This window comes from Pseudoxanthomonas winnipegensis (assembly GCF_004283755.1).
Lineage (GTDB): Bacteria > Pseudomonadota > Gammaproteobacteria > Xanthomonadales > Xanthomonadaceae > Pseudoxanthomonas_A > Pseudoxanthomonas_A winnipegensis.
The window spans coordinates 190503-215466 of record NZ_SHMH01000002.1 but is presented as its reverse complement, the minus strand read 5'-3'; the positions used below and the strand labels follow the sequence as shown (position 1 = coordinate 215466).

26 protein-coding genes are annotated in these 24964 nt (G+C 69.8%); 15 read left to right on the top strand and 11 right to left on the bottom strand.

The window, feature by feature from the left end:
* Window positions 1-170: 170 nt before the first annotated feature.
* From EAT51_RS04355 to EAT51_RS04305, 11 genes are all read right to left on the bottom strand, one after another.
* On the bottom strand, window positions 171-3929 hold the full coding sequence (locus tag EAT51_RS04355) for a UvrD-helicase domain-containing protein (RefSeq protein WP_130520543.1): 3759 nt from the start codon (window positions 3927-3929) through the stop codon (window positions 171-173).
* A 292-nt stretch (window positions 3930-4221) separates the two neighbouring features.
* Window positions 4222-7626 carry an exodeoxyribonuclease V subunit gamma gene (gene recC, locus EAT51_RS04350; RefSeq protein WP_130520541.1) on the bottom strand — a complete coding sequence of 1135 codons (3405 nt, stop codon included), beginning with the start codon at window positions 7624-7626 and terminating at the stop codon, window positions 4222-4224.
* Between the two features lie 274 nt (window positions 7627-7900).
* Complete coding sequence (locus tag EAT51_RS04345) at window positions 7901-8323, bottom strand: DUF4440 domain-containing protein (RefSeq protein ID WP_130520618.1); 423 nt, start codon at window positions 8321-8323, stop codon at window positions 7901-7903.
* Between the two features lie 401 nt (window positions 8324-8724).
* Entirely contained in the window at window positions 8725-9063 is a 339-nt protein-coding gene (locus EAT51_RS04340) for a hypothetical protein (protein ID WP_130561355.1), read from the bottom strand.
* Window positions 9064-9134: 71 nt separating this feature from the next.
* Window positions 9135-9911: a DNA adenine methylase gene (locus EAT51_RS04335; protein ID WP_130561354.1), complete on the bottom strand. Its 777-nt coding sequence runs from the start codon at window positions 9909-9911 to the stop codon at window positions 9135-9137.
* Window positions 9912-10247: 336 nt separating this feature from the next.
* Window positions 10248-11183, bottom strand: coding sequence for a hypothetical protein (locus EAT51_RS04330; RefSeq protein WP_130561353.1), 936 nt, complete (start codon window positions 11181-11183; stop codon window positions 10248-10250).
* A 1-nt stretch (window position 11184) separates the two neighbouring features.
* The gene (locus EAT51_RS20390) at window positions 11185-12018 is read right to left on the bottom strand and encodes a hyaluronate lyase N-terminal domain-containing protein (RefSeq protein ID WP_130561352.1); all 834 of its coding nucleotides are present in this window, start codon (window positions 12016-12018) and stop codon (window positions 11185-11187) included.
* On the bottom strand, window positions 12015-14504 hold the full coding sequence (locus EAT51_RS04320) for a hypothetical protein (RefSeq protein ID WP_130561351.1): 2490 nt from the start codon (window positions 14502-14504) through the stop codon (window positions 12015-12017). Before EAT51_RS04320 ends, EAT51_RS20390 begins: the two co-directional genes overlap by 4 nt.
* A 2-nt stretch (window positions 14505-14506) precedes the next feature.
* A complete protein-coding gene (locus EAT51_RS04315; RefSeq protein ID WP_130561350.1) occupies window positions 14507-15334 on the bottom strand; it encodes a phage BR0599 family protein in 828 nt (275 codons plus the stop codon).
* Window positions 15331-17034 carry a hypothetical protein gene (locus EAT51_RS04310; RefSeq protein ID WP_130561349.1) on the bottom strand — a complete coding sequence of 568 codons (1704 nt, stop codon included), beginning with the start codon at window positions 17032-17034 and terminating at the stop codon, window positions 15331-15333. The genes EAT51_RS04315 and EAT51_RS04310 overlap by 4 nt, the downstream gene beginning before the upstream one ends.
* Complete coding sequence (locus tag EAT51_RS04305) at window positions 17034-17477, bottom strand: hypothetical protein (RefSeq protein ID WP_130561348.1); 444 nt, start codon at window positions 17475-17477, stop codon at window positions 17034-17036. The genes EAT51_RS04310 and EAT51_RS04305 overlap by 1 nt, the downstream gene beginning before the upstream one ends.
* Here EAT51_RS04305 and EAT51_RS04300 point away from each other — a divergent pair.
* The 15 genes from EAT51_RS04300 to EAT51_RS04230 all read left to right on the top strand — a co-directional run bounded on the left by EAT51_RS04300 (window position 17476) and on the right by EAT51_RS04230 (window position 24963).
* Entirely contained in the window at window positions 17476-18354 is an 879-nt protein-coding gene (locus EAT51_RS04300; RefSeq protein ID WP_228257810.1) for an ExeA family protein, read from the top strand. The two genes, EAT51_RS04305 and EAT51_RS04300, sit on opposite strands and share 2 nt — an antisense overlap.
* Window position 18355: 1 nt before the next feature.
* On the top strand, window positions 18356-18601 hold the full coding sequence (locus tag EAT51_RS04295; protein WP_130561347.1) for a hypothetical protein: 246 nt from the start codon (window positions 18356-18358) through the stop codon (window positions 18599-18601).
* Window position 18602: 1 nt separating this feature from the next.
* On the top strand, window positions 18603-18842 hold the full coding sequence (locus EAT51_RS04290; protein WP_130561346.1) for a hypothetical protein: 240 nt from the start codon (window positions 18603-18605) through the stop codon (window positions 18840-18842).
* Window positions 18842-19225, top strand: coding sequence for a hypothetical protein (locus EAT51_RS04285; protein WP_130561345.1), 384 nt, complete (start codon window positions 18842-18844; stop codon window positions 19223-19225). The genes EAT51_RS04290 and EAT51_RS04285 overlap by 1 nt, the downstream gene beginning before the upstream one ends.
* A complete protein-coding gene (locus tag EAT51_RS04280; protein WP_130561344.1) occupies window positions 19218-19565 on the top strand; it encodes a hypothetical protein in 348 nt (115 codons plus the stop codon). The genes EAT51_RS04285 and EAT51_RS04280 overlap by 8 nt, the downstream gene beginning before the upstream one ends.
* Entirely contained in the window at window positions 19558-20070 is a 513-nt protein-coding gene (locus EAT51_RS04275) for a hypothetical protein (RefSeq protein WP_130561343.1), read from the top strand. The genes EAT51_RS04280 and EAT51_RS04275 overlap by 8 nt, the downstream gene beginning before the upstream one ends.
* 112 nt (window positions 20071-20182) lie before the next feature.
* Window positions 20183-20407, top strand: coding sequence for a hypothetical protein (locus EAT51_RS04270; RefSeq protein WP_130561342.1), 225 nt, complete (start codon window positions 20183-20185; stop codon window positions 20405-20407).
* A complete protein-coding gene (locus EAT51_RS04265) occupies window positions 20404-21018 on the top strand; it encodes a DUF3164 family protein (RefSeq protein ID WP_130561341.1) in 615 nt (204 codons plus the stop codon). The genes EAT51_RS04270 and EAT51_RS04265 overlap by 4 nt, the downstream gene beginning before the upstream one ends.
* A 245-nt stretch (window positions 21019-21263) precedes the next feature.
* On the top strand, window positions 21264-21953 hold the full coding sequence (locus tag EAT51_RS04260) for a DUF2786 domain-containing protein (RefSeq protein ID WP_130561340.1): 690 nt from the start codon (window positions 21264-21266) through the stop codon (window positions 21951-21953).
* Window positions 21946-22254, top strand: a complete 309-nt coding sequence (locus EAT51_RS04255; RefSeq protein WP_130561339.1) for a hypothetical protein — start codon at window positions 21946-21948, stop codon at window positions 22252-22254. Before EAT51_RS04260 ends, EAT51_RS04255 begins: the two co-directional genes overlap by 8 nt.
* Before the next feature lie 2 nt (window positions 22255-22256).
* Complete coding sequence (locus tag EAT51_RS04250) at window positions 22257-23159, top strand: recombination-associated protein RdgC (protein WP_130561338.1); 903 nt, start codon at window positions 22257-22259, stop codon at window positions 23157-23159.
* Window positions 23156-23428, top strand: a complete 273-nt coding sequence (locus EAT51_RS04245; protein WP_130561337.1) for a hypothetical protein — start codon at window positions 23156-23158, stop codon at window positions 23426-23428. Before EAT51_RS04250 ends, EAT51_RS04245 begins: the two co-directional genes overlap by 4 nt.
* The gene (locus EAT51_RS04240; RefSeq protein ID WP_130561336.1) at window positions 23425-24138 is read left to right on the top strand and encodes an HNH endonuclease family protein; all 714 of its coding nucleotides are present in this window, start codon (window positions 23425-23427) and stop codon (window positions 24136-24138) included. The genes EAT51_RS04245 and EAT51_RS04240 overlap by 4 nt, the downstream gene beginning before the upstream one ends.
* Window positions 24131-24481 (top strand): hypothetical protein, encoded by a 351-nt coding sequence (locus tag EAT51_RS20385; protein ID WP_205965158.1) that lies wholly within the window; start codon window positions 24131-24133, stop codon window positions 24479-24481. Before EAT51_RS04240 ends, EAT51_RS20385 begins: the two co-directional genes overlap by 8 nt.
* Entirely contained in the window at window positions 24481-24963 is a 483-nt protein-coding gene (locus tag EAT51_RS04230) for a phage protein GemA/Gp16 family protein (RefSeq protein ID WP_130561335.1), read from the top strand. The genes EAT51_RS20385 and EAT51_RS04230 overlap by 1 nt, the downstream gene beginning before the upstream one ends.
* Window position 24964 lies beyond the last annotated feature (1 nt).

Below are 24964 nucleotides of genomic sequence, written 5' to 3'. Positions count from 1 at the left end.
GTTCTGTTGAGCGCCGCGGAGCGGCAGCGTTGCTTCTTCGGGTTGGGTGCTGCGCGCGTTTTGTTTGTGACTTCGGAGGCGCCCCCTCACCCCAGCCCTCTCCCCCGCGAGCGGGGGAGAGGGAGCAGTAAGGTGCGCGTGAGGGTGAACCGAAGCGTGCGAGTGAGCGCTCATGCTGCGGCCTCGGCGACGTTGCCGGCGAACAGGGCGTCCAGCGCGTGAATCAGTTCCGGCGCGAAGCGTTGGGCATGCACGCCAGGGGAGTCGGCGCGGGTGGCGTCCAGGCCGCGGCAGAACAGGTAGCGCAGGCCGCCGAAGTCGAGGGCGTAGTCGTAGGCCGCGCCCAGGCGGAAGCGCAGCCAGCGGTGCAGGGCCAGGGTGTAGATCAGCGCCTGCAGGTCGTACTCGCTGTGCGCCATCGCCTGAGCCATGGCCGCGGCGTCGTACTGGGGCAGGCGGTTGGACTTGTAGTCCAGCACGTACCAGCGCCCGTCATGGGTGTAGGTGAGATCGATCAGGCCGGTCATCAGGCCTTCCAGCACGCGGCGCAGGCCGAAGCCGTGGCGCTCGCGGATCACGCCATGGGCGTGCAGCAGCTGCAGCAGCGCGTCCACCTGGGTGGGCTGCAGGGCGAACTGGAATTCGATCTCGGCGCGGCGCGCCTCGGGCGGCAGTTCGCACAGGCGCAGGCCTTCGGGCAGGGCGACGGTCAGCGTCTGGCCGATCAGTTCGGTCAGCGCGGCCACGCCGTCGTCGAGGGCGTCGAGCGGATAGCCGCCGGCCTTGAGCGCGGTCTCGATCGTGCTGCGCTCGTCGGCCGGCGCGGGGTCGCCGGCCTGCCAGTCGCGCCAGGCGCCGAAGTCGGCCTCCTCCAGCGCCGCGTGCAGCACCACGCCGAAACGGTTGCCGGAGAAGCGCGCGTCGAAGGCCTCGGCCGGCTGGGTCGCGTCCGGCGCGGGGTCGGCCTCGGGTTCGTCGCGGCCGCCGGCGGTGGCCACCGTGGCGCGCGTGGAGGTGTCGACGCTGCCGCCCTCGGCGTTGGCCAGCTGGGTGAAGCTGTAGACCCACCAGTCCGGCGCCAGGTGGCGCGTGGCCTGGCGTGCGGGCGGCGTGTCGCCGGCATGCGGCGGCGGCAGCCACGACAGCGCGGCGGGCTGGGCGTCGTCGCGGACGATGTCGGCAAGCTCGGGCAGACCGTAGAGCATCGGCCACAGCGGGGTCCTGCGGTGCTCGTAGAAGGCGCCGGTGGCGATCCACAGCGCGTGCTCGGCGCGGGTCAGGCCGACATAGAGCAGGCGCGCGTCCTCGGCGCGCTGGGCGTCGATCCAGCGCTGCCTGGCGGTGCCCCAGCCGGAGGTCTCGACCTGCAGTCTCCAGTGCAGCGCGCGCATGCCGTCTTCGCCCGCCACCACGCAGGCGCGGCCCGGGTCGGGCGGCTTGCCGCCGATGCCGGCGAAGGGCAGGAACACCAGCGGGTACTCCAGGCCCTTGGACTTGTGCAGGGTGACGATCTGCACGCGGCGCGCGTCCGATTCCAGCCGCAGCAGCTGGGTCTCGTCGTCCGGGTCGGCCTGGGCGATGCGCTGGCCCAGCCAGTCCACCAGCCCGGCCAGGCCCAGCGCGCGCGCATCGGCCTGCTGCAGCAGTTCGCCCAGCTGCAGGTAGTTGGTGAGGCGGCGTTCGCCATCGAACAGGCCGAGCAGGCGTTCGGCGTTGTCGGCGCACAGGTCCGAGACCAGGGCCAGCGGGCCGCCGCGCTGCCAGCGCTCGCGCCAGGCCACGGCGCGCTGCTGCCATACGCCGAGCGCGGCACCGTCCTCTTCCAGCGCGGCGATGCCGGCCGCGTCCACGCCCAGCAGCACGGTGGCCAGCGCCGCGCGCAGGCGGCCGTCGTCGGCGGTGTGCAGCAGCGCCAGCAACAGGGTCAGCAGGTCGCGTGCTTCAGGTGTGGCGAACAGGCTCTGCTTGCCCGCCGCCACCGCCGGGATGCCCACCGCGGCCAGCGCCTGCTGGATGCGCGTGGCCTCGCGGTGCGTGCGCACCAGCACGGCGATGTCGCCGGGCTGCACGGGCGCGCCGTTGAGCGTGGCGCTGCCGGCGCGGGCCTCGCTCAGCACCGCGTGGATGGCCGCCACGCAGGCCTGGGTGGCCAGCTCGCGCGAGCGTTGCGCGCTGTAGGGCTTCTGCTTGCCGGCCTCGTCGCTGGGCGGCGGCGGGGCTTGCCACAGCGTCAGTGCGGGCGCGTCGCGCCCGGCGCGCCGGTAGTCGGCATCGCGGCGCTGGGTGCCGGGCAGCACCGGGTGGAAGGCGATGTTCTCGTCGAGGAAGGCCTGCGCGCCGGCCTGTGCGTACAGCGCCTGGATGGCGCGCAGCACGGCCGGGCGCGAGCGGAAGTTGCGCGCCAGCGGCGGCGCGGCCTGCGCGGTGGCCGCGGCGCGCAGATAGGTCTGCACATCGCCGCCGCGGAAGCCGTAGATGGCCTGCTTGGGGTCGCCGATCAGGGCGAGGAAGCGGCCGTCCGCGCCCTCGCCCGCGCCTTCGCCGAACACCGTGTCGAAGATCGCCCACTGGCGCGCGTCGGTGTCCTGGAATTCGTCCACCAGCGCCACCGCGTACTGCGCGCGCAGGCGCTGGGCGAGCGCGGCGCCGTGCGGCCCAGCCAATGCGCCGGCCACGCCGTCGATCAGGTCGTCGTAGGTCTGCACGCGCAGCTGGCGCTTGCGCTGGGCCAGGCGCGTGCGGGCGGTGTCGCGCAGGGCGTGGAGCAGGCGCACGCTGGCGCGTTCCTGTGCGTCGGTGAGCTCGGCGAGCGCGGCCAGGTACGGCGGGATCAGCGCGCACAGCGGCGAGGTCGGCGTGGATGCGGCCTTGCCCTTGTTCGTCCTGGTCTCCAGCGCCTCGGGCGCCAGCATCGCCAGCTTGGGGTGCGGCGGGATGGCCCAGTCGCCGCGCGCGCAGCGCTGGGCCAGGTCGTCCCAGAGTTCGTGGATCCAGGCGGCCTTGTAGCTCTGGCCGTTGAGGATCTTGGCTTCGACCGCCTCCAGCAGCGCGGCGCGCAAGGCATCGCCATGCGTGGCGAAGGCGTCGGCCAGCGCCTGCGAGGCGCGGTACAGTTCGGCCGCGCTGCGCTCGGGGTCGTCGGCCTGCGCGGGCAGCGGCGGCAGCAGTACGGGCTGGCGGATCAAGGCGTCCAGGTCGCGCGCCAGGGCCTCGGGGCCGGCGGGCCACAGCGTCATCAGCAGCGGCGCCTGCGTCGCGTCGGCGGCGGTGGTGCGCCACAGGTCGGCGGCCAGCTCGTCGCGCAGCGCGCGGTCGTTGGCCAGCAGGTCGGGCGCGGCGAAGGTCTGGTCGCTTTCCAGCGCATGCTCGCGCAGCACGCGCGCGCAGAAGCCGTGGATGGTGAAGATGGCGGCCAGGTCGATCTCGTCGGCGGCCTGGCGCAGGCGGCAGCGCAGCTGCGCGGGCGTCTCGTCGCCGGTCTGCAGGTGCGCGGCGATGATGGCGCGGCTGAGGGCGATGTCGGGCGCTTCGGCTGCGTCCTGTGCTGGGTCCTGTTGCCCCGGTGGGAGCCGCCATGGCGGCGAGGGGCTTTCCCCGGTTACTGCGTCTGCGCCGCCCTGCCCTTGTTGGAAATCGGAGGACTCGGCGGTTTGGTCGGTGGGTCCACTCGCTGCCATGGCAGCTCCCACCGGGTCGGGGACCAGGGAGGCGGCCAGGGCCAGGCGTTCGCGGATGCGCTTGCGCAGTTCCTGCGTGGCCGCGTCGGTGAAGGTCACCGCCAGGATCTGGCCGATGCGCAGGCGTCGCTCCACCACCAGCCGCGTGACCAGCGTGGCCAGGGTGAAGGTCTTGCCGGTGCCGGCGCTGGCCTCGATCAGGCGCGTGCCGGTCAGGGGCAGGTGGAGGAAGGGGTCGGTGGGCGGGGTCATGCGCGGGCGTGCTGCGCTGTGCGGCGGGCGCATGGGGCGGGGAGCGGCTGCGGTGATGTGCCGCGCGTTTGCGTGGACGGGCCGGACGTCCATGGGTTCCCGCTTTCGCGGGAATGACGGAATTTAGGTTTGGGGCGAGGTTCGCGTGCATCGCGACTGGAGGACGGCTGTGTCGTTGAGCCGCTCGCGAACACACCGAAGGGCCGCCGGGCGCGTCCGCCGGGCGCGCCATGTTCGCGGTGTCCGACGTGCGCACCTTGCGTGCAGTGCCCGCGTGAGCCGCCTTGCCCGGTCATGGTTCTCCCTCGCTTTCGGCTTCGGCGACAAAGGCGTGCGCGTCGTCGAAGCCGGCGTGCAGGGTGCCGTGTTCGACCGCGCCGAAGATGTCGAAGCTGGTCTGCGCGAAGTCGCGCAGCAGGGCCGAGTCGGTGAAGGGGTCGCGGCCGCGCAGGGCGAGCTGGTAGGCCTCGCCGTTGCCTTCGCCCCAGGAGCGCTCGCTGCCGCGCCAGCGGGCAGCGGCCGCCTTCAGCGCCTTGTCGGGGTCCTCGGCGTTGAAGTATTCCCAGCCGCTGTAGGGGCCGAAGGGCAGCGGCGCCTGCAGGCCGCGGGCGCGCACCTCGAGCAGGCGCTGCAGGGCGGCGCGGGCCTGGTCCGGGGCCAGCGGCGCCCGCACGAACGGCCCGACGCCAGGCAGGTCGCGATTGCCCGGATCGAAGAAGCGCACCAGCGGCAGCGCCAGCCCGGCCGCACTGGCGAGCAGCCAGTCCAGTCCCTGGCGGATCGCGGCCGGGCCGTTCATCGCGCCCAGGCGCACATGGGCCAGGCCGTGCTCGTAGACGCCCTCGAGGCGGCCCTGCAGGCGCAGCGCATCGAGCTCGACCTCCACCCGCACGCTGCCGCGCGGCGCGGCGCCGCGCCAGGCGATGAAGGCCTCGGCATACGGCTGCAGCCGCGCGACCAGTGCCGTCAGCTGCTGGCGCCCCAGCGGCCCGGACGGCAGCAGCGCGCGCGCGCGCAGCGTCTCGTACAGCCCCTCGTCCTTGCCTTCGAGCAGCGCGTCGAACACCTGCTGCTGCAACAGCGCCTTCTCCAGCCCGGCGGCGGGCGCGAGCAGCGGCTCGACGTCCTGGCCGACGTCGTGGTCCTCGGCCAGGCGCAGGCCCAGGCGCTGGCGCAGGAACTGCTCGGCCGGCGCGGTGAGGAAGCGGCGCAGCGCTTCGAGCGGCAGCACGCTGTCCGGCTCGCCGCCCGACGCGGGCAGCCCCGCCTGGTACCACGGCGCCAGCGCGGTGCGTGCGCCGCCGATGCGGGCCGAGGCCGGCTGCCACTGGGTGCGATAGCTGAAGCGGCGCGGATCGCCGTTCGCGCCGAACGCGGCTGGCGCGAACGGCTGCAGCGCGTGGCGCACCGTCAGCCCCTTGGCCGCCGCGACCGGATCGGCGTGGTAGCGCGCGGCCTCGGCGATCAGCTCGCTGACCAGCGCCGAGGGCTCGCGCACGCTGCCATCGCGCGCATCGGCGCCCAGGTAGCTGACGTAGAACACGTCCTGCGCGGCGGCGAACAGCTGCAGGAACAGGAAGCGATCGTCCTCGCGCGTGGAGCGATCGCCGTGGCGGCGCCGCTCGCTGCCCAGTTCGGCGGTGAGGCGGTTGAGGCCGGCGGCCGGGTCGCGGCGCGGGAACTCGCCATCGTTCATGCCCAGCAGGCAGATCACGCGGAACGGCAACAGCCGCATCGGCACCATGCGCCCGATGCTGACGCCGCCGGTCAGCAGCGGCGCGCGCGTGTCGGCCTGGCCCAGCACCGCGGCGAAGTGCGCGCGCACCACCTCGGCCGGCACGGCGGCGGCGAAGCCGGCGCGCGCCGCGTCCTGGGCGAAGGCATCGATCAGCGTGCGCAGACGGTCCAGCGCGCGCTGGGTGTTCGCCGCCGCCGGTGGCTGCGGCAGCAGGGCGTCGAGCAGGGCCAGCAGGCGCTCGCGCCACTGGGTGGGCGAGAGCGCCTCGTCCAGGCTGCGCTGGGTGCGGGCCAGCACCCGCAGCAGGCGCAGCAGCGCGTCGAGCGCATCCAGCGCGCTGCCCTCCAGCGCCGGATAGGGCGCGACGCCGGCGATCTCGTCGCTGCTGCCGCTGGCGTGGCCCAGCAGCAGCCGGTCCAGCGCGAAGGCCCAGGTGTAGGCGTCGTCTGACGGCGCGCCGTGGCGCACGCGGTGGGCCGCGTCCACGCCCCAGCGCGCGCCGGCGGCGGCCAGCCAGCCGTACAGGCGTTCGAAGGCGGCCGCGTCCAGCCCGGCCGCGTCCGCCAGCGGCGGGCTGGCGAGCAGGTCCAGGATCTCGTGCAGGCCGAAGCGCGAGACCGGCAGGTCCAGCAGGCGCACGAACACCTCGGCCAGCGGCTCGCCGGCCAGCGGGCTGGTGTCGGCCAGCGCATAGGGAATGCGCGCGCCGGCCGTGTCGCCGCCGAACACGGCTTCCAGATACGGCAGGTAGGGATCGATGTCCGGCGCCAGCACCGCGATCTGGCGCGGCTGCAGCGGCGGATCGAAGCGCGGATCTTCCAGCAGGCCACGCAGCTGGTCGTGCAGCACCTGCAGCTCGCGCAGGCGGGTATGGCAGGCGTGCACCTGCAGGCTGGGGTCGGTCGGGTCCAGCTTGGTGAGCGGTGCGGGCTCGGACGGCGCGGCGCGGCGCAGCAGGTCGTGCTGCAGCCGGCGCAGCAAGGTATCGCCCAGGCCGCCCTCGGCCAGCGTGCGCTGGCCGGTGTCGAGCGGGTCGGCATAGACCTCGATCTCCGCGCTCGGGTGCACCACTTCGTAGCTGCCCAGCATCGCCATGAAGTCGCGCCCGGCCGCGCCCCAGGCCTGCAGCAGGCGGTTGTCGCCGGCGGTGCCCTCGAACAGGTCCGCATCGGCCGAAGCCGCCGCGCGCGCGCGCGGACCCAGCGCCTGCAGATCGCCCCAGTAGCCCTGCGCGGGCGTGGGCAGGTAGAAGTGCAGCGTGCCCACGCGCGCCTGCGTGGCCAGCACGCGCAGCACGTCGGGCGAGACATTGAGCGTGGCGAAGGCGAACACGCGCCGCGGCAGGCCCTGCGGCAGCGCCCCGGTTTCGAACCGGTCCAGGTAGTCCTGGATGCGCCGCGCACGGTGCGTGGTGCCGGCGGCGACATGGCGCCACAGCAGGGCCTGCGGATCGCGCGGATCGGCGCCGGCTTCCCAGCGCAGCAGCCAGTCGCGACGCCAGGCCTGGTACTTCTCGAACACGCCGGCCAGTTCGCCGGCCAGCGCCCACGGCTTGAGCGCGTCGTCGCCGCGCAGATAGCCGGCCGGCTGCGCCAGCGCCGGGTTGGCCAGCAGCGCCTGGTCGGTCAGCGCCGCATACAGGCGCCAGTGCAGCGTGGCCGCGTCGAGTTCATCGCGGGCCGCGTCCGCTGCCTGGCCGGGCGCGGGATTGGCCGCCAGCGCGCGGGCGACGAATTCGCCCGGGGTGAGGAACTCCAGGTTGGCCGCCACGCCGTGTTCGGCCGCCAGCGTGGCCTGCAGCCAGCGCCGCATCGCCACCTGCGGGATCAGGATCACCTCGGGCGTGAGGATCGACTGGCCGGGCACGGGCGTGCGCAGCTCGGCCGCCAGCAGCTGCGCCAGCAGGTCCAGGGCATTGGAGGGATAGAGCCGGAAGTCGGCGGGCGGCGGCGCGGGCATCGTGCGGGATTGTGCCGCAGACAGGTCGCCGGGGTTGAGATCGGGTCAGGGGCTGCAACTGCTGGCAGCAGCGGTTCTTCCAAGATGCTTCCTCGCTTGAGGTGGCTCGGAACGTGTCTGGATGCCTGCAGGAACCTTGGCCCTCAAAGGCTGAGCGAGCTGATCGGCGAACGTCGCCGTCGCAAGAGGAGCGACATGTGCGTTTCAGCGCTGGATCCAGGCGGAGATCGCGCGCATCGGTTGCCTCAAGTCGGTCCTGAGCCCGGCCGGCAGCTCATGGGTCGTCTTCCCAGGCGATGGAAGCGATCCGCCAGCCGCGGAGCGTTCGCACGAGTTGGAACAGTTTGGCGCCCCCGCCGTCGTAGGGCGCGCCCTGGTAGAGGCCGCGTTTCTCGTAGGTCGAATGGCGGCAGGCGATGTCGCGCAGCACCTGTGTCCGCGCGTGCGTCTCCCATTCGTGGAAGTCGGTGAGCGTGCCGTCGGACAGCATCCGCGCCCGGGGCGCGATGAAGCTGTCGACCGTCATCGTGTCCGTTCCGCTTCCTGCTGCCCGCGTGACGATGGCCTCGGGCACGAACATGTCACGCAGCGCCTCGACCGGAATCGCCCGTCCGCCGCGATTGTCGAACGCGCCATAGAAGGCGGCGATCAGCGCATCGATCTCCGCGTGGTCCTGCGCGTCGTCAGCGCCTGTCATGTCGTGCCAATCGCGTTCTTTGGGAGAGACGATCGGGGGCGTCTCGCGGGGATTGCGTCGAAGCATAGGTGTGTCGGGGCAGACGCGCCATGGCGACTCCAGGCGAGGGTCCTTCCCCTTCGCCCGCGGCGAAAGGGAGGGGGCAGATCAGGGCCAGGAGCGGGAAGTCGTCGACTTGCGGCCTCCTCCCTTGCGCGCAGCGCAGAGGAGCTCGAAGTCGCGGCTAGCGACTGAGGGGGAGGGGTTGGGGCTTTACCGGGCAAGCCACAGAAGCATGTAGCGGCGCGCGATAAATCGGCGCCTGGGGTGAGATAAATGGCCGCGACAGGGAATTGCACCAGGCGTAACGAAATTGCCGAGGATGCAAGCCTAGCAGGCGGGGAAGAGGCAGCCCGGTTCGTTCAGAAAAGCAGCTCGTCATCGGCCGCCGCCACGCCGGGAAAGCCTGCCCTCTCGCCGGCAAGGAAGTCCTGGACCGGCCACCACAGATGCTCCATCGATGTCCGCCGCGAGCGCTTGTCCCGCGGCGGCTTGTACTGTCGAGCAGCGAACCACCGCTCCATCATCCGCCTGGCCAGCCGGTGGCTTGGCAGCCAGCCGGCGTGGCGATGGCCGCGCCAGTCCGCGCGCCAGTTGCCCTCCCGGTCGACCCAGCCGCAGGGCAGCCCGTCCCAAGTCAGCACCGCGCACCGCAGCGACCCGGTCCAGTAGAAGCGTTCATCGAGCCGGGGGAGTGCCACGCCGGGTTCCGGTGCCGAGGGCTGCCCAGCCTGCCCCGGCCTGGTCTCACGGCCCGTGACGGCCCGCCCGCCTACCAGTTCAGAACCGCGATCTCGCCGCGCTGCTGGGCCTTGGAGGCTGCGGAGCGGCCGATGCTGTAGCGGGTGGCCAGCCGCTTGATCCTGAAGCCGGCGAACGCCTGGCGCATGTCGGGATGATCGTTGACGGTCAGTAGGCACCGTCCCCGCATTCCGCGCATCGTGTCGGCCAGGGCGGCGTACTGCTCGAGGCCGAACTCGACGCCATAGCCGGCGGTCTGCCAATACGGCGGATCTGCGAAGAAGAAGGCCTCGGGCCCGTCGTAGCGTGCCATGCAATCGCGCCAAGGCAGACGCTCGATCGTGACCCTGGCCAACCGCAGATGCGCCGCGCTCAAATCCTCCTCCAGCCGCAGTAGGTTGATTCTCGCCGGCCCCTGGCGATCGACGCCGAAGGTCTGGCCGGCCACGCGGCCACCGAAGGCCAGCTTCTGCAAGTAGAGGAACCTCGCAGCGCGCTGTACGTCCGTGAGGGTCTCCGCCGGCGTGGCCAGCAGCCGCTGGAACTCCTCGCGGGCTGTGAGCTGCCAGCGGAACTGGCGCACCAGCTCGTCGAGGTGATGCTTCACCACGCGGTACAGGTTGACCAGGTCGCCGTTGATGTCGTTGAGCACCTCGGCCTTCGCTGGCTCAGGGCGTAGGAAAAGCATGGCGGCCGCGCCGGCGAAGGGCTCGCAGTAGGTCTTGTGCGTGCTGTCAAAGAGCGGGAGGAGCTGGGCAGCCAGGCGGCTCTTTCCGCCGGGCCAGGGAATCAGGGTCTGCGTTTTCAAGGGTCTCAGCCTGTGGGAATGGCGGCCGGCAGACTGATCTGGCTCTCGCGGGAGCGCAGGGTCCTCGGCCAATGCCACGCGGCTGATCGCGTGTGTTGCGGCGGCGGGTCGATGCTTGCCGGCATCGCCCCGTCGCCCTGTCTTGTTAGCGTCCGGTCGGGAAGATCTGCCCGTAAGTCGGCAGCGTCGGACCCGTGCCACCTCCACCGGTGCCGCTCTTAGGTGGCGCTTCTCGGCCGAAGTCGGTGTTGCCCATGCCCAGAGCACCGGGCACCGTCGAAGAGTAGAGGGTTTTAACCATCACCTCTGCTCGTGAGATGTCACCGCGCGCAGCCATTACGGCTTCACCCAGGTATCGGTCTCTTCCATGATCAGCAAGCCGACGCTCGAATCGTAGATTCTGAAAATCGCCGAAGCGTTATAGACCGTGTCCGTAAAAGTGTCCTGGTCCACGACACTGCCTCCGATATCGTTGTGGATCGGGTTCCACAGGTTGGGCAACCAGCCTCGCCGATTGATACTTAGCACCCCGTATGTCGTAGTGCCGCTGCCAAAGTCGCTCATGGCAACCTTTTCCCGCATGAGCCTGTTCTGATAGCCGCCGCGCATCACGGGGGTGCTGGGGATTCGTCCCATAGCCGAGCCCGCAGAACTGAACTGCCGAGAGCCCATCATCGAGATGGAGGTTGCGTTGATCCCTCGCGCCCAGTAGTTGCAATAGTCATATGCAGGGTAGGCATAACCCGAAGCCCCCATTGATGGAGATCCGTAAGGGGAATTGCTATTTCGAACGCAAACCACCGTCTCGTAGCCAGTGGCGTAATCGCTAGGCAGATCTCCGAAGTAGAAAATGTCCCACTTGTAGTTCGGGTCCCACATCATCAAGTAGAAGAACCTGTCGTTGCCGTAGATTACCCACGGCACGGCGGTCGTAGCGTCCCCGGGCACGCCGCACCGCCAATTAGAGTTGGCATTGGGCACCTGCGTGGCGGTCGGGAACGGGGAGCCGATTGCTGTGGCGCTTGTTGCCGTGTGCGCGCCTCGAACGTAGGCCAATGCCGGGTCGCCGGACACGGAAGAGTCGTGCCGCACGTGCAGCCGAAGCCTGTTGCCGGCCGCGGCGCGGAAGACTGAAGCATTGCCGGTGGTGCCGTACTCCGTGGCCCAGCCAAGGATGTTGAGGGCGTACCGGAGGATGCTGTTGAGCGAGCCATTGACGGACAGAGCCTGAGGCGCGCCGCTATCGGTCGACGAGATCTTGGTCCATGCCATGTCAGTGCTCCAGCGCCAGGTAGGTAAGGTCAACAGTCATCGCGCCGCCGACCGGCTGGATGTTGTAGTAGATGCTCCCGGTCACCGGGGAATCGAGGTTGTATGCAATCACGCCTGGCGTCAGGGGTGCCCCAAGGAACGTCGAGGTGCTGATGAACTCCAGCAGCAAGCCGGCGCCCTGGGCCGCGGCAACGGTCGCTGCGCGCGAGGCATCGGCGTCGCGTGCCGCCGCGCTGCAGTAGAACCGGCATCGCGCCTCGGCGGACGTGACAAGCCGCAGCAGCAGCGCCAACTTGCTCAGCGTGACCGATCCCGAGCCGCTGTTGATCGTCACGGTCGTGCGGGAAGCCGCGCCCACAGCATCGGCGCCCGGCGGACCCGTGATGTCGGACAGCGGTACCAGGTTGGCCCAGGTCGGCGCGCCCACGTAGCGCCACTGGATGTACGAGCCGCTGCGCTGCAGCTCGATCTCGCGCCCGTCAGCGCCTGGCTCACCAGGCTCACCTGGTGCGCCTGGCGCGCCGTCGTCGCCAGGGGCACCGGGGTCACCCGGAGGGCCGGCAAGGTCGGCGGTGGCGATCAGGTCGTGCCACAGCGTGCCGTCGGTCGTGTACTGGACGTAGCCGGCGTTAACGCGCATCTCCAATCCGTCAGCACCGCCGCTGCTGATGTAGTCCAGGTCGATCCACGCGGTGACGCCATCGCCCAGCTTCATCTTGCCCGTGTCGACCTCGACCACCAGCTCGCGCTCGAGCGGGATCTCGTTGACGGTGACCAGGTCTGCCGCGGTGCCGCCGCGCACGCGGAATCGATAGGGCAGCTCGACAAGGCTCATGGCTTGACCAGACCTCCATCGATGACGGTCACCACCGGCGTCCAGCTGCCGGCCGTGATGGCGCTGGCGGTGGTGCCGGCCGGCGGGGTGTACACGAACTGGCGCACGTGCCGCTGCCAGCTCTCCCCGGCGGGGTTGATCGCGTAGAGCTGCATCGTCACCGTGCTGTTGTCTGCGACGGCCAACACCGCGCTGGCGCTCTCGCCGGCGATGTCGAGCTTCTCGACCAGCAGCGAGCCGCTGGCATCGAGGAAGCGCAGGGCGTAGCGCACGTCAGCCGGCGCGGCGATCGATGCGGCTTCGTGGTCGACCAGCTCACCGGTCTGCGTGAGCGCATTGCGATGGGCCCAGACGATGCCGATCTCACCGCTGACGACCGAAGGCGCGGCGACGCCGGCGACGCGCACACGGCCAGGCAGGTAGGGCCGGGCGGCGCGGCTGGCCAGCGTGACGCTGCTGGTCGGCGCATCGGCCAGGTCGAGCTGCGCGCCGCTGGTGCGCGTGAGCAGCTTCGCGTTCACCGTTTGCCCGGCTGACCGGAACACCGGGTCGATGCCGATCTGCCGCTCGTACAGCCAGACCGGAGTATCCGCGGCATGCGCGACCGGGGCCGTGTCCACGCAGCCACGGCCGAGCGTCACCGCGCCGGTGGTCGCGTCGATGCTATCGATCCGCACCAGCTCGTCGCCCAGCAGCGCCGCAGAGCCCACGAGCACGTCCTCCAGGTCCGTGGCGCCAGTCAGCACCACAGCGGTGTCACTCAGGCCCACAGCGGCGCTCAGGCGGCCGTGGGGCGCGCATTCGGCATCTGCGACCGAGGCGAAGTCAGCTGTGCCGACGCGCGTGGCCAGCGCGAAGTCCGTGGTGGCCACGGAGGGCCGCTTGCCCACCGCGCCGACCAGGCCAGCCTCGGCCGGCAGCGAGGCCAGGTCTGCCGCTGACATCGCCATCGCCAGATCACGCCGGGACAGCTCCCAAGCCGCCTGCGCGGTCGCCGGCACCGCGCTGTTGTCGGGGCGGGTGTACGCGCTGTCCGGTTCGGTGGTCAGTCGGGTTGCGCTCAGACCGAACACGTCGATCGCGCACGTGATCGTGATCTTGCCGTCCTTGATGCTGCCGATCTCCAGCTTCGCGGCGCGGAGCACGAGCTGAGGCAGGTCATCCTCGGGCGCGCGCACCACGAACACGCCCGCTGGCTCGATCGCATACCCACGTCGATCGAGCGTCACTTTGAAGTTCCGCGTGCCGCCCGTCAGCACGCGCAGATCGCGCTCGGCCAGGCGCTGGGCCAAGGGCCAAACCGGGATACCCTGGTAGTCGCGCGTCGTCGATACCATCGCGCCGGTCGCCTGCACAGCGCCGACGTTGCGTGCGCGCACCTGCCGCGACTCGTTGAGCACCGGGTCCTTGTAGTTCACCACGACCACGTTGACCGCGTCGTCGGTGCTGCCATCCAGCTCCTCGATCGACAGCAGGCCGGAGTCGTAAGTGAAGACCGGCAGGTCATCGACGTTGTAGTCGCCGCGGATCGCGCGGACCGTGAGCAGCCCGGTCTGCCGCGAGATGAACTGCGCCGCCGAAATGTGGTCGAGCACCGTCTGGACGAACTCGGACAAGTTGCTCTCGCGCGTGTAGCGGAGACAGATGCCGTGCTGCTCGTTGTAGAGCAGATCAGCCAGCGCGGTGAAGCTGGCCAGGTCCAGCTCGCTCATGTCCATGCGCCGGCCCCAGGCGCCGTTCGTAGCAATCTCGAAGAGCATGTGCGCGCCATTCATCGCGTGAATGTTGCGCAGGGCATCGCGTTGCCCTGCCGGATAGTCGGACAGGTCCGCCAGCTCATTGCGCAGCAGGATCTCGGCCTTGGCCGGGTACCAGGGCGTATCGCGATGCCAGCCCGCCGTGTTGCGCCAATGGCGGAACTTCCACGGCTGCGGCGACTTGCTCATCGCGCACAGCATCCCGTCGAACATGACGGTCGACACGCCCCTGCAGCCCGTCGCTTTGCTGCCCAGCAGCTTCACCAGGGGCGGTGGCGCGACCTGGGATGCGTTGCCGTCGAAGTGCTCCAGGGTGCCGACAATGCCGCCTTGTCCCTCATCCCCTCCGAAAAGGTTGAATGCACCGACGTTGATCTGCGTGAGCTGCGCGCCACACCACAGGAGCTTGTCGCCCACGGTCGTCACGGTGATCGCATTGACCGGTCCGCGTCCCAGGCCCATCTGGATCGTCGCGTAGTAGCGGTAGCCCGCCTCATGTTTGTTGAGCCAGCCACCCTTGTAGACCTTCTTGGCCCGGGTGTTGCCCCATGCGATCACGCACCAGTCCGCGGACCAGCAGTCGCCGAAAACCACGTACTGCGGCGTGCCCTCCTCGAACGTCGGGAAGTCCGAGTCCTCGAACGCCAGGCGTTTGGCGCGGATCTGGCGGGCGGCATAGGCCGCGTACAGGACCGCGATGATGATGAGAGCGATCTCAACGTAGCCCATAGTCAGAACGCGTCCGTGCCGTCGAAGGGGGATTTGCCCGGCATGCCGCGGTGCGCGCCGCAGTTGACCAGGTTGTCGAAGTCCTCGTCACAGCCGTCCACGGTGTAGCGGCAGCCGGGGTGGAAGGTCGCGGCCTGGCCAGTGGCCATGCCCAGCGTGCCGCCGTAGACCGAGACAATCCCGGTCGCGGCGTCGAACGCGTCGAGGCCGCGGCTCTCTTGGATGCCATCCGCACTCATCCAGCGGACCATTCCGCCCACGTAGTAGTCGGCTCTGGGCGCGCCGGCGAGCGCCGCAGACGTGATGCGCTGGCCATCCAGCACGGTCAGCGGACCCGCAACCTTGAAGTTGTCGGGATTGACGCCGCACTGGTCGTCGTACACGACGTAGGGGCAGCCGCGCGACCAGCATAGGCGCAGACCGGGATTGTCGAAGGTCGCTTGCAGGGACTGGCACGCGATCTCGCGCACGCCTACCTTGCTGCGGCGCATGCCGAGAACGTAGCCGATCCACTGCACTGGAGCTTCCGTCTCGCCGAAGTGACACGTGCGAACCACCGCGCGCGTGCGGGTCGATGGCTTGTTGCCCACGTAGTTCTGGACGATCGCCAGTCCCTTCGGGACGGTGACTTTGTAGATATCCCGCTGGGCTTCGCCGGTCTGGTTGATCGAGTCAGCCTCCATGCCGGGCACGTCCGTGTAGACGATGCCGCCCAGGTCGTAATCGCGGCCGGCATCGGTGTAACGCCAGACCATCGGCCCCCGCGAGAACTCCAGCAGCAGCACTGGCTCGCCGCTGGCGACGCTGCGCTCGCGCTCGTCGAAGCTCATGCCGGCAGCTCCAGATCGTCGCGCACCGCCCGCAGCATCAGGCTGGCGCGGGCGACACCATCCACGTCCGTGGTGTGGTCGACCTCGATGTCGTCGGTGGCACTGCGCACCAGCTGCAGCCAGCTGATCCGGAGCACGTTGGCCGTGGTCAGCTCGACGCCAACCGCGCTGTCGAGGGACAGGCGCTCGGTCGCGCGATCGATTCCCGTCGCGCCCAGGATGCGGCGATAAATCCGCGTGCCGTCGCGCAGCTCGATGCGGATGTGCCGCCGGCCGGTCTTGCCGCCGACACCGAAGCGGCTATAGCCCACCGTGGCCACGTCCAGCGCAGAGGAAGTGGCCGCCGTGGTGGCCACGATGCGCAAGTCATCGGCGAACGTGGGCAGCCAGAGCGTCTTCTGCTGGCCGGCGAGGTAGTAGGCCAGGCCGCGCCAGCTGCCGCGCTCGGCGCGCCCCGCGAGGAACCAGGTGTGCTGCTGCAGGGCGATGCCCGTTCCCACCAGGTCGGTGTTGACCGGGTTGTTGATGCCGTTGTCCAGGGTCGAGAGCAGGCGTTCGTACTGCGCCGACAGGTCCTCGGACCATTCCGGACGCTCCTCGAGGACGGGCGCACCGCGGTACGTCGCCGGCGGCGGCGCGGCGGGCCAGTCGCACGGCTCCATCGAGCGGAAATTGACGTCCGCGCTGACCAGGTCATCGGTCTTGCGCGTGAGCTGCGGCTGCTCGGTGAGCATGGCCAGGCGGACCGGATACACGCGGCAGCCCGGGTCCCAGTCGAGCTGGACCGGCCGGACCAGATCCAGGCCGCCAGCGCGCACGGCCTGGATCTCCGCGACTTCGAGATCCTGGGCGGTCTCGCCGCGGATCATGACCAGGCCGCCGGCGCGGTAATCCAGGTGGGTGGTGTCCAGGGCGATCGCCTGGGCGCCGGCCTCGACTCCGCCGGCAAGCCACGTCACGTCGGTCCAGATCGGCAGCGCCCACGTGCGTGCGCCCCAGCCGTAGAGCGCCAGGTCCATGCTGACGCGGTCATCGCCGTCGACCAGCACGGTGGCCGACCAGGTGCGCACGGGCCAATGCCGCAGCTTCCGGCGCTGCTCGGCGCCCGAGGGGCTAGCCAGCACGTCCGTGAGCCAGGACAGGCGCTCCTTGATGCCGTCCGCCCAGTCCGGCGTCCAGCCCCAGGCGGTCACGCGGCTGCCTGTCACGTGCAGCTTGAGCGCAGGTTCGCCGGTGACGGTCCACGTCAGGGTGGCATCGATGACGGGCGGGCCGTCGACCGACACCGCGAGCGACCACGCCTGCGCCTCAAGCGTGGCCAGCGTCAGCGGCAGCGGCGCCGGCGCGCTCAGCGTCATGCCCTCGCCGGCGGCGACGTCCACGGCAGTGACGACGACGCTGCGATCCAGGTAGCCATTCCAGACGCGCACCTGCACAAGCTGGCTGCTGACCAGGTTGCCGAGCGCGAGCGTGGTGATCGACAGGTGGACGCGCTGGTACCAGCTCAACATGCTGAAGTTGTCGCCATAGGCGCCCGTGGCTGTCAGGTCGGGCTCCTCGAGCGCCGGCCGCGCGCCACGCATGCCGGCGACGCCTACGCTCAGATCCTCGCCGACCGGCGCCGGCCACAGCGGCCGGCGCTGGCCGAGCGCGGGATTGATGTAGGTGCCGACAGCGGCGATGGGCCCAGGCGCGATCATCAAGCGATCTTCCGAATCGCGTAGCCGTAGTAGCCCGAGCTGGGCACCACGCTGCCGTAGACGTCGTGCGTGTCGGTGCGCTGGATGGCCGGGAACACCTGCCAGTCTTCGCCGCCGATCGAGATGATCTCCTTAGGCGCGTTGAGCCGTAGGTCGACCTGGCGCAGGTGCGGGGCGTAACCGATCGGACTACGCATGTTGCTGGGCCGGTCACCGAAGACGTACAGCGGGAACAGCGGCACCAGCTTGTTGTAGCGCTGGTAGCCGATGCGGCCGAGCGGCAGATTCAACCCTCCGCGCATCGACCCCGTCGCGCGCGTGCCGTCCCACGTCCGGCAGATCGGCATCCAGCGATCGCTCGCGGCATCGACGTCGAAGCGGACGTGCGAGGCCGAGTTGTTGCCAAAGGGCTCGTGCGCGCCGTCGAGCAGGTACCCGAACATGCTACTCCGCAAGCAATCCCTGACGCCGCAGGCGCGGCGCCACTTCGGCCTGACGGCCGACCCGTTCGCCGATCCGGCGAGCTCCGAGGACGTGTTCCTCTCTCCGGACACGCGCTATGTGCGCGAGACCATGTACCAGGTGGCGCGCCACGGTGGCTTCATCGCCGTGATCGGCGAAAGCGGCGCCGGCAAGAGCACGCTGCGCGAAGAGCTGATCGACCGCATCCGCCGCGAGGAACAGGCGGTGGTCGTGGTGGAGCCCTACGTGCTGGCGATGGAAGGCACCGACGCGGTCGGCAAGACGCTGCGTAGCCAGCACATTTCCGAGTCGATCATGGCCTCGGTCGCGCCGCTGGCCAAGACCAAGTCAAGCCCGGAGGCGCGCTTCCGCCAGCTGCATGAGGCGCTGCGCGACAGCTCGCGCGCCGGCCACAGCCACGTGCTGATCATCGAGGAGGCGCACAGCCTGCCGCTGGCCACGCTCAAGCACCTCAAGCGGTTCCGCGAGCTCAAGGACGGCCTGCGGCCGCTGCTGTCTGTGATCCTGATCGGCCAGCCCGAGCTGTCGGTGAAGCTGTCCGAGCACAACCCCGAAGTGCGCGAGGTCGTACAGCGCATCGAGATCGTCACGCTCGCGCCGCTGGGCCCGCACCTGGATGAGTACCTGACCCACCGCTTCAAGCGTGTCGGGCTGACGCTGGACAAGGTGCTCGAACGCGACGCCATCCCGGCCTTGAGAGAGAAGCTGACGCCCACGCGCAGCGAGGGCTCGCTGCTGTACCCGCTGGCGCTGCACAACGCCCTGGCCTCGGCAATGAATCGCGCGGCGGACCTGGGCGTGCCGCTGGTCACCGCCGACGTCGTGAGGGGGGGCTGACATGCGCGCCCAAACCGCACCGCAGACCGGCGCCACTGCCGTGCAGATCTCCTATGCGCTGCGTCTGCTGCGCGAGGCCGAGCTGCCGACCCGCGAAGTGACCGTCATGCACCGCCTGATCTTCCAGCGCGCCGGCATCCCGTGGAAGGACGGCCAGCACATGGGCGAACTGCTCGGCTCGCTCACGGGCGCCGGCATGAGCCGGCTCATCGACCAGCTGCGCGATGACGAGCAGGAGGAGGGCTGACATGGACGACTCTCTTACCCCAGCGGATCGCGCAACGGTCGCCATCAGTAAGGCATTGACCATGCACCTAGGTCTAGACCTGAGCGCGCAGCTGGCCGTTCTGAGCGGCTGCATGCGTGGGCTCGTCATCATCGCGGTGAGCTGCAACGTCCCATCCCACGTCCGCGGGCAAGTCGCATTGCTACTGCGAGATGCCGCCGATCACCTCGATCGCCACACCGGCTCGGAGGCCCGGCACTGATGCAGCTGACCCTGCTGCCGCAGGAGCTCACGCCAGAGGCGGTGCTCACGCAGCTGCAGGGTCGGCGCGGCGCCGTCAACGGCATCACGGCGCGCGACCTGGTCTACCTGATCAGCCAGCGCGTCAGCGCCGCCGACGAGCGCCGCCTGCGCCAGATCATCGAGAAGCTGCGCCGCGATGGGCATCCGATCTGCGCCCACCCCGCGCTCGGCTACCACTTCGCGGCCGACGCCACCGAGCTGGATCGGGCCTGCAGCTTCCTGCTCGGCCGCGCCATGACCTCCCTGCAGCAGATCAGCGCGATGAAGCGCGTGGCGCTGCCGGACCTGTACGGACAACTCGGGCTGCCACAGCCCAACGACAACGAGGATTCCCATGAGTAACGATCGCAAGTCAGACGTCCTGTTCTCCGCAGCGAACACCGCGCGCGAGCTGGAGAACGGCGGCATCCAGGTGCTGGCCCACTACAGCAACGGCCGGCGCCTCGTGCTGATCATCGACCGGCCGCCACCGCTGATGCGGGGCCACGTGCGCCGCCGTCAGCCCAACGGCCGTGGAGGCATCGAGCGCGTGCTCGCAGCCGAGTACCAGGGCCTGCAGCTGGAGTGGAGCGAACACGAGGGCGGGGCGCCGATGGCGGACTCGCAGAAACTCGACGGCGTTGTTGGAACGGTCAGCATCGCCACCGATCGGTTCAAATCGACGGGGGTGCTCCGTGGCTGACACCGCCAAGACCATCAGCGTCGCCCAGCTCAACCGCAGCGCGCAGGCTTCCATCGCGCAGGTCCTGGCCGGTGGCACCGTCCTCACCGCATTCGAGCTGATCGAGCGTGTGATGGCGCTGGGATACCGCTACCGGCCGTACGTCGCGGGCATCGTCGCCAAGGCCCACCTCAGCGGGATGATCGAGCGCGTCAGCGCAGAGAAGCCCTACACCTACCGGCTGTCCGCCAGCTGGGAGGGCGATCTCGACGCCTCCGTGTTCGCCAAGCGGCCAGCGGAGCCTGCATCTGCCTCCCCCAGCCCACGGGCCCGCGTGTCAGCCCCTGCCGGCGAGCCTCTGGCATATCGCGGGCCGGCCTTCACATTCGGCCCGCTGGCTCCCTCAGTGGGCGTGGTCTGCAGCGAGCGCAGCGAATCACCCGATGATGAACTCCCGCCCTGCGTGGGTGGTCGCATCGTGGACTCGCTCCACCGCCGGTTCTACGACATTTTCGGCGTGGAGTAGCGCGATGGGCGTCCACCGTACCTCCGCACAGCGCAACCCCCGGCCGCGGGGCCGCCCCAAGCATGACCGCATCCGGGCGATGCGCTTCGCGCTGTGGGCCCAGCACGTGCCCGTGCAGCTGCTGACCGTCAAGCAGATCGGCGGCCTGCTGGATCTCAACAAGTCGGCCGCCGCGAAGTGGCGCCGCGATCTGCTGCAGGCGCTGAGCCCGGTGGAGATCGACGGCGTGCCGAGCTTCATCACGCCCGATCCGCGCATCAAGCCCGAACCGCGAGAGCTCCCTCCTGCCAACACCGGCGGCAACCGGCCAGGCGTCAACCAAGGAACAGTCCGATGAACGCTCACCCCATCCCCGACGGCTACCGCGAGAACCGCGCCGGCCACATGGTGCCCGAGTCGCAGATCAAAGCGATCGACCTGGCGCGCGACACCCTGGTGCAGGAGAAGATCCAGCTCGCCCTCGCGCTGCGCGATCAGCTGCGCGCGTTCAAGCGCGGCGTGTTCGACGACATCGCCGCTTTCGTCCAGCTGTCGGCCGAGCAGTACGGCGCACGCATCGGCGGCGACAAGGGGAACGTGACCCTGCTGTCCTTCGACGGGCGGTACAAGGTGGTGCGCGCGATCCAGGACAGCATCACCTTCGACGAGCGCCTGCAGGCGGCCAAGGCGCTGATCGACGAGTGCCTCAACGACTGGACCGAGGGCGCGCGCGCCGAGCTGCGGACCCTGGTGAACAACGCGTTCCGGGTCGATCAGGACGGCAACATCAAGACCGGCGAGGTGCTGTCGCTACGCCGCCTGCAGTTCGAGGACACGCGCTGGCAGCAGGCGATGGCGGCGATCAGCGATGCGGTGACCGTGGTCGGCAGCAAGACCTACGTGCGCTTCTACGAGCGCGACGAGCGCGGCCAGTACCAGCCGATCAGCCTCGACGTGGCGGGGGTGTGACATGGCCGCAAAGCGTGCGCCGATCCCGTCAACCCTGAGCGAGCGCGAAGTGCGCGTGCGCTCCACCGGCGCCGAACACATAGCCCGAGCGGCTGGCCGCGTTGCCAGTTGCGCGTGGTCAGCCGCCGAAGCCGTTCGCCGCCTCGCCACGCAGCTGGGCTATGGGCCCAGCGCTGACGTAGTACGGCTGGAGGATCTGGGCGGCGGCCGTAGTCGCTGGAAGATCGTGGACCCGGAGGTGCGCCATGACGCGTGAGCAGGCGATCCGCAAGGTGCTGGCCTGTCTGCGGCTGGCCAGCAGTAGCAACCCCACTGAGGCGGCGACGGCGTTGCGGCAAGCGCGGGCGCTGATGGACAAGTACGGGCTGACGGAGGACGACGCGCTGGCGGCCGAGATCCACGACCTGGATGCGAAGACGGGTTTCCGTGGCGGCGATCTCCCGAAGTCACTGCTATGGCTGGCCAATATGGTGGCTTCCGGCTACCGCTGCAGTGTTGTCGTGGTGCGGGAGCGGCACTGGCAGGGCGGCAAGACCGCACTGCGGTTCTTCGGCGCCGGCGCCGACGCGCAGATTGCGGTCTACGCATTCACCGTGCTGCGGCGCCAGTTGGACACCGACCGCCGCAGGCACATCGCACGCGTACGTAAGGCGGCGAACCGCCAAGTCCGCGGCGAAGAATTTGCGCAGGGGTGGGTGCATGCGGTGGCACGGTTGTTCCCGGCTGATGCGCTGCCAGAGGGTCGCGCGAAAGCGCTCGATGCGGCTATCAGCACGCGCCTCGGTCCGGTGGAAGCCGCGGAGGGACGCAAGCTCGCCAAGTCAGGCCAGCGTGACCCGGGTGATAAGTCAGCTGGCTACTGGGCCGGCAAGCGGGCCGAGCTCAACCAAGGCCTGAGCGAGGGCCAGAAGAAACTGGAGAGCGGACATGCGTGACATCCTCCTGATCATCTACGTCGTCAGCGCGGCGCTGGCGCTGGGGCGCGGCGCCTGTGTGCTGCACGGGTTGATCCAGGCCGACAGGCGCGCGCGCGAGGGTACGTTCTACCTCCCGACGGCCACGCTAGGCCGAGCCGTGCAGCTGCTGCTGATCGCCCCGCTGGTGCCGGTCGTCAACACGTGGCTTGCGTTCCTGCATGTGCTGCGCCTGCTCGGGTTGTCCTGGGACGCCATTGAACGGGTCCTGCGCATCCCCTTGGTGCAGCCCGCCAAGAAGAAGTCGCCCGGGAGCCCCTGACCATGTTCTTCCGCGCCCTGACCTTCTATCGTTATCCGCACAGCCTGGTGCTTGACCAGCTGGACGACGGCGTGCGCGCCAACTGGCTCAAGCCGGTGGGTGCGTTGGAGTTCAGCTCGCGCGGGTTTACGTCGCCCCTCGGCCGCGACCAGGAGGCGCCGACGCATCAGTGCGGCGATGCGATCTGGCTGACCCTGTCCGGCGAGGACAAGCTGCTGCCACCGGCGGTGATCGACAAGGTGCTCAACGAGCGCCTGGAAGCGATCTATCGCCGCGAGGGGCGACGTCCTGGGGGCCGAGCACGCAAGCGCCTGCGCGATGACGTCGTCGCCGAGCTGTTGCCCGGCGCGTTCGTGAAGCCTTCTCGCCTTGATGCGCTGCTGGACCGGCGCCAGGCCTACATCGCGGTGGACACCACCAGCCGCCGCGCGGCGGAGGGCATGGTGAGCGAGATCCGCAACGCGCTGGGCAGCTTACCCGCGCTGCCGCTGAACTGCGAAATCTCACCGCGCTCCGTGCTGACCGGCTGGCTCGCCGGCGACCAGATGCCCGCAGGCTTGGCCTTGGGTGAAGACTGCACGCTCGAAGATCCCATTGAGGGCGGCGGCACCGTGAAGTGCTACCGCCTCGAACTGCGTGGAGAGGAGGTCGCCGAGCACCTGGAGGCAGGGCGCCAATGCACGCGCCTGGCCCTGGTGCTGGACGACCACGTTTCGTTCGACCTCGACGAGACGATGGTGGTGCGCAAGCTGCGGTTTCTTGATGGCGCCCTGGAGTCGTTGGAGAGCGCCGATGCGGAAAACGCGCTGGCCGAGCTGCACGCCCGCTTCGCGCTGATGGCCGGCGAGCTGGCCAGGCTGTTCGCGGTGCTGGAGCAGGCGTTCAAGCTCTCGGAGGCCGTATGAAGATTTACGTGATCACCGCAGACGCGGACCACGAGTGCAACACGCCGATCAGGGCATACGCGTCGCGCGATCGCGCTGAGGCTTTCATGGAGCGCGTGCGACGGCACGTCGCACGCAGGCCAGAATGCCCCACTGACACCGGGGATACCGCGGTCGCCGAGAGCTGGTGGGAGCTCAACGAGGCCTGGATGAGCCGCCATCCTGCGGGTCGTGAGTGGGCCTACTACGGAAGCGACTTCACCATCCACACGCTGGCGGTGATCCGATGAGCCGCGACCTGATCTCAACGAGGACACGCAGGCGCTGGAGCGCCGATGAGGACGAGACCGTGCGCATCAATTTCCCGATGTGGCCGGCGTTCCTGATCGCGTACCTGGTGGGGCACAGCGTCACTTCGGTCTACCAGAGAGCCGCACGGTTGGGCGTCGAGAAGCATCCGGACCACTGGCGCAATCCGATGGCGCACCTGTGGAACAGCGTCAACAACCCGGCGACGATCGCCGCGCGGTTCAAGCCCGGCCGGGTTCCGGCAAACAAGGGCGTGCGCCGGCCTGGATTCGCGCCCGGACGCATGGCGGAGACACAGTTCCGGAAGGGACGCCCGGCGTGCGAGTCCCGCAACTACGTGCCGATCGGGACCGAGAAGATCGATCCCAAGCGCAACGCGCTGGTCCGCAAGGTCACCGACGACCCGTCGATCTTCCCGGCGAACCGCTGGCAGCCCGTCGCGAAGATCGTGTGGGAAGCCACACACGGCCCGGTGCCCGAGGGGCATGTCGTCCGCTTCCGCGAGGGCATGAAGACGCTCGTGTCGGCCGAAATCACGCTCGACCGCCTGGAGCTGGTGAGCCTGCGCGAGAACATGCTCCGTAACAGCTTCCACAACTACCCCAAAGAGGTGGCGCACGCCGTACACCTGCGCAGCGTGCTGAGCCGTGTCATCAACCGCCGTAACCGCGAGGACAGCCCCCATGACTGACTACACGATCAACGATTTGCGCGGCGACCTGGCCGCGACCATCAAGGCCCTGCGAGAGGGCGATCCGAAGATGGACGTAGCGAAGGCCAAGGCCATCGGCGATCTGGCGCAGACCATGATCAACAGCGCCAAGGTCGAGGTGGACATGCTCCGCACCGTCGGCCGCGGCCGGATGAAGCCCACCGGCTTCGTGGCCCTGAGCCACGAGGGCGACGCCCTGGATGGCCAGGAAGGTGCTGGCGACAACCCGGCGCTGCCTGCGCCCCAGGACCACGAGGGCCGCCGCAACAGGCCCCATGTCCGCAATCCGATGGGCTCCGCGCCGCGCGGCGGGAGCTGGTAATGGCCAGGCTGACCCGCCGTACCGAGGACCCGGCGAAGCTGCGCAGGCGCACGCTGGCGGCCATCCATGCCCAGGCGAAGGCCTTGGGCCTGGATGAGGACGTGTACCGCGACCTGGTGGCCCGTGTGAGCCGCGAGCACGGCCTGGAGCAGCGCAGCGCCGGCAAGTGCGACCAGCGCCAGCTCAACGCCATCGCCAACGAGCTGCGCAAGCAGACCGGCAAGCCCGCCAGGGCGGCCCAGGCGGCCCGCCAGCGCGTGGGCAAGCCCAGGGGCGACCTCAACCCGCAGCTGGGCAAGATCGAGGCCCTGCTCGCCGATGCGGGGCGCGAGTGGGAGTACGCCCACGCCCTGGCCCGGCGCTTGTGCAAGGGCGTGGTGCGCCTGGAGTGGTGCTCGCCGGACCAGCTGGCCAAGGTCATCGCCGCCCTGCAGATCGACGCCGACCGCCGGGCCAGCCGGAGCGCGCAGGCACCCCGATGAA

What these genes read in the sequence shown, in the direction of transcription:
- EAT51_RS04355 (WP_130520543.1), bottom strand. Translation starts at nt 3,929, where the DNA reads ATGACCCCGCCCACCGACCCCTTCCTCCACCTGCCCCTGACCGGCACG.
- recC (WP_130520541.1), bottom strand. Translation starts at nt 7,626, where the DNA reads ATGCCCGCGCCGCCGCCCGCCGACTTCCGGCTCTATCCCTCCAATGCC.
- EAT51_RS04345 (WP_130520618.1), bottom strand. Translation starts at nt 8,323, where the DNA reads ATGACAGGCGCTGACGACGCGCAGGACCACGCGGAGATCGATGCGCTG.
- EAT51_RS04330 (WP_130561353.1), bottom strand. Translation starts at nt 11,183, where the DNA reads ATGGCATGGACCAAGATCTCGTCGACCGATAGCGGCGCGCCTCAGGCT.
- EAT51_RS20390 (WP_130561352.1), bottom strand. Translation starts at nt 12,018, where the DNA reads ATGAGCCTTGTCGAGCTGCCCTATCGATTCCGCGTGCGCGGCGGCACC.
- EAT51_RS04320 (WP_130561351.1), bottom strand. Translation starts at nt 14,504, where the DNA reads ATGGGCTACGTTGAGATCGCTCTCATCATCATCGCGGTCCTGTACGCG.
- EAT51_RS04315 (WP_130561350.1), bottom strand. Translation starts at nt 15,334, where the DNA reads ATGAGCTTCGACGAGCGCGAGCGCAGCGTCGCCAGCGGCGAGCCAGTG.
- EAT51_RS04310 (WP_130561349.1), bottom strand. Translation starts at nt 17,034, where the DNA reads ATGATCGCGCCTGGGCCCATCGCCGCTGTCGGCACCTACATCAATCCC.
- EAT51_RS04300 (WP_228257810.1), top strand. Translation starts at nt 17,476, where the DNA reads ATGCTACTCCGCAAGCAATCCCTGACGCCGCAGGCGCGGCGCCACTTC.
- EAT51_RS04305 (WP_130561348.1), bottom strand. Translation starts at nt 17,477, where the DNA reads ATGTTCGGGTACCTGCTCGACGGCGCGCACGAGCCCTTTGGCAACAAC.
- EAT51_RS04295 (WP_130561347.1), top strand. Translation starts at nt 18,356, where the DNA reads ATGCGCGCCCAAACCGCACCGCAGACCGGCGCCACTGCCGTGCAGATC.
- EAT51_RS04290 (WP_130561346.1), top strand. Translation starts at nt 18,603, where the DNA reads ATGGACGACTCTCTTACCCCAGCGGATCGCGCAACGGTCGCCATCAGT.
- EAT51_RS04285 (WP_130561345.1), top strand. Translation starts at nt 18,842, where the DNA reads ATGCAGCTGACCCTGCTGCCGCAGGAGCTCACGCCAGAGGCGGTGCTC.
- EAT51_RS04280 (WP_130561344.1), top strand. Translation starts at nt 19,218, where the DNA reads ATGAGTAACGATCGCAAGTCAGACGTCCTGTTCTCCGCAGCGAACACC.
- EAT51_RS04265 (WP_130561341.1), top strand. Translation starts at nt 20,404, where the DNA reads ATGAACGCTCACCCCATCCCCGACGGCTACCGCGAGAACCGCGCCGGC.
- EAT51_RS04260 (WP_130561340.1), top strand. Translation starts at nt 21,264, where the DNA reads ATGACGCGTGAGCAGGCGATCCGCAAGGTGCTGGCCTGTCTGCGGCTG.
- EAT51_RS04255 (WP_130561339.1), top strand. Translation starts at nt 21,946, where the DNA reads ATGCGTGACATCCTCCTGATCATCTACGTCGTCAGCGCGGCGCTGGCG.
- EAT51_RS04250 (WP_130561338.1), top strand. Translation starts at nt 22,257, where the DNA reads ATGTTCTTCCGCGCCCTGACCTTCTATCGTTATCCGCACAGCCTGGTG.
- EAT51_RS04245 (WP_130561337.1), top strand. Translation starts at nt 23,156, where the DNA reads ATGAAGATTTACGTGATCACCGCAGACGCGGACCACGAGTGCAACACG.
- EAT51_RS04240 (WP_130561336.1), top strand. Translation starts at nt 23,425, where the DNA reads ATGAGCCGCGACCTGATCTCAACGAGGACACGCAGGCGCTGGAGCGCC.
- EAT51_RS20385 (WP_205965158.1), top strand. Translation starts at nt 24,131, where the DNA reads ATGACTGACTACACGATCAACGATTTGCGCGGCGACCTGGCCGCGACC.
- EAT51_RS04230 (WP_130561335.1), top strand. Translation starts at nt 24,481, where the DNA reads ATGGCCAGGCTGACCCGCCGTACCGAGGACCCGGCGAAGCTGCGCAGG.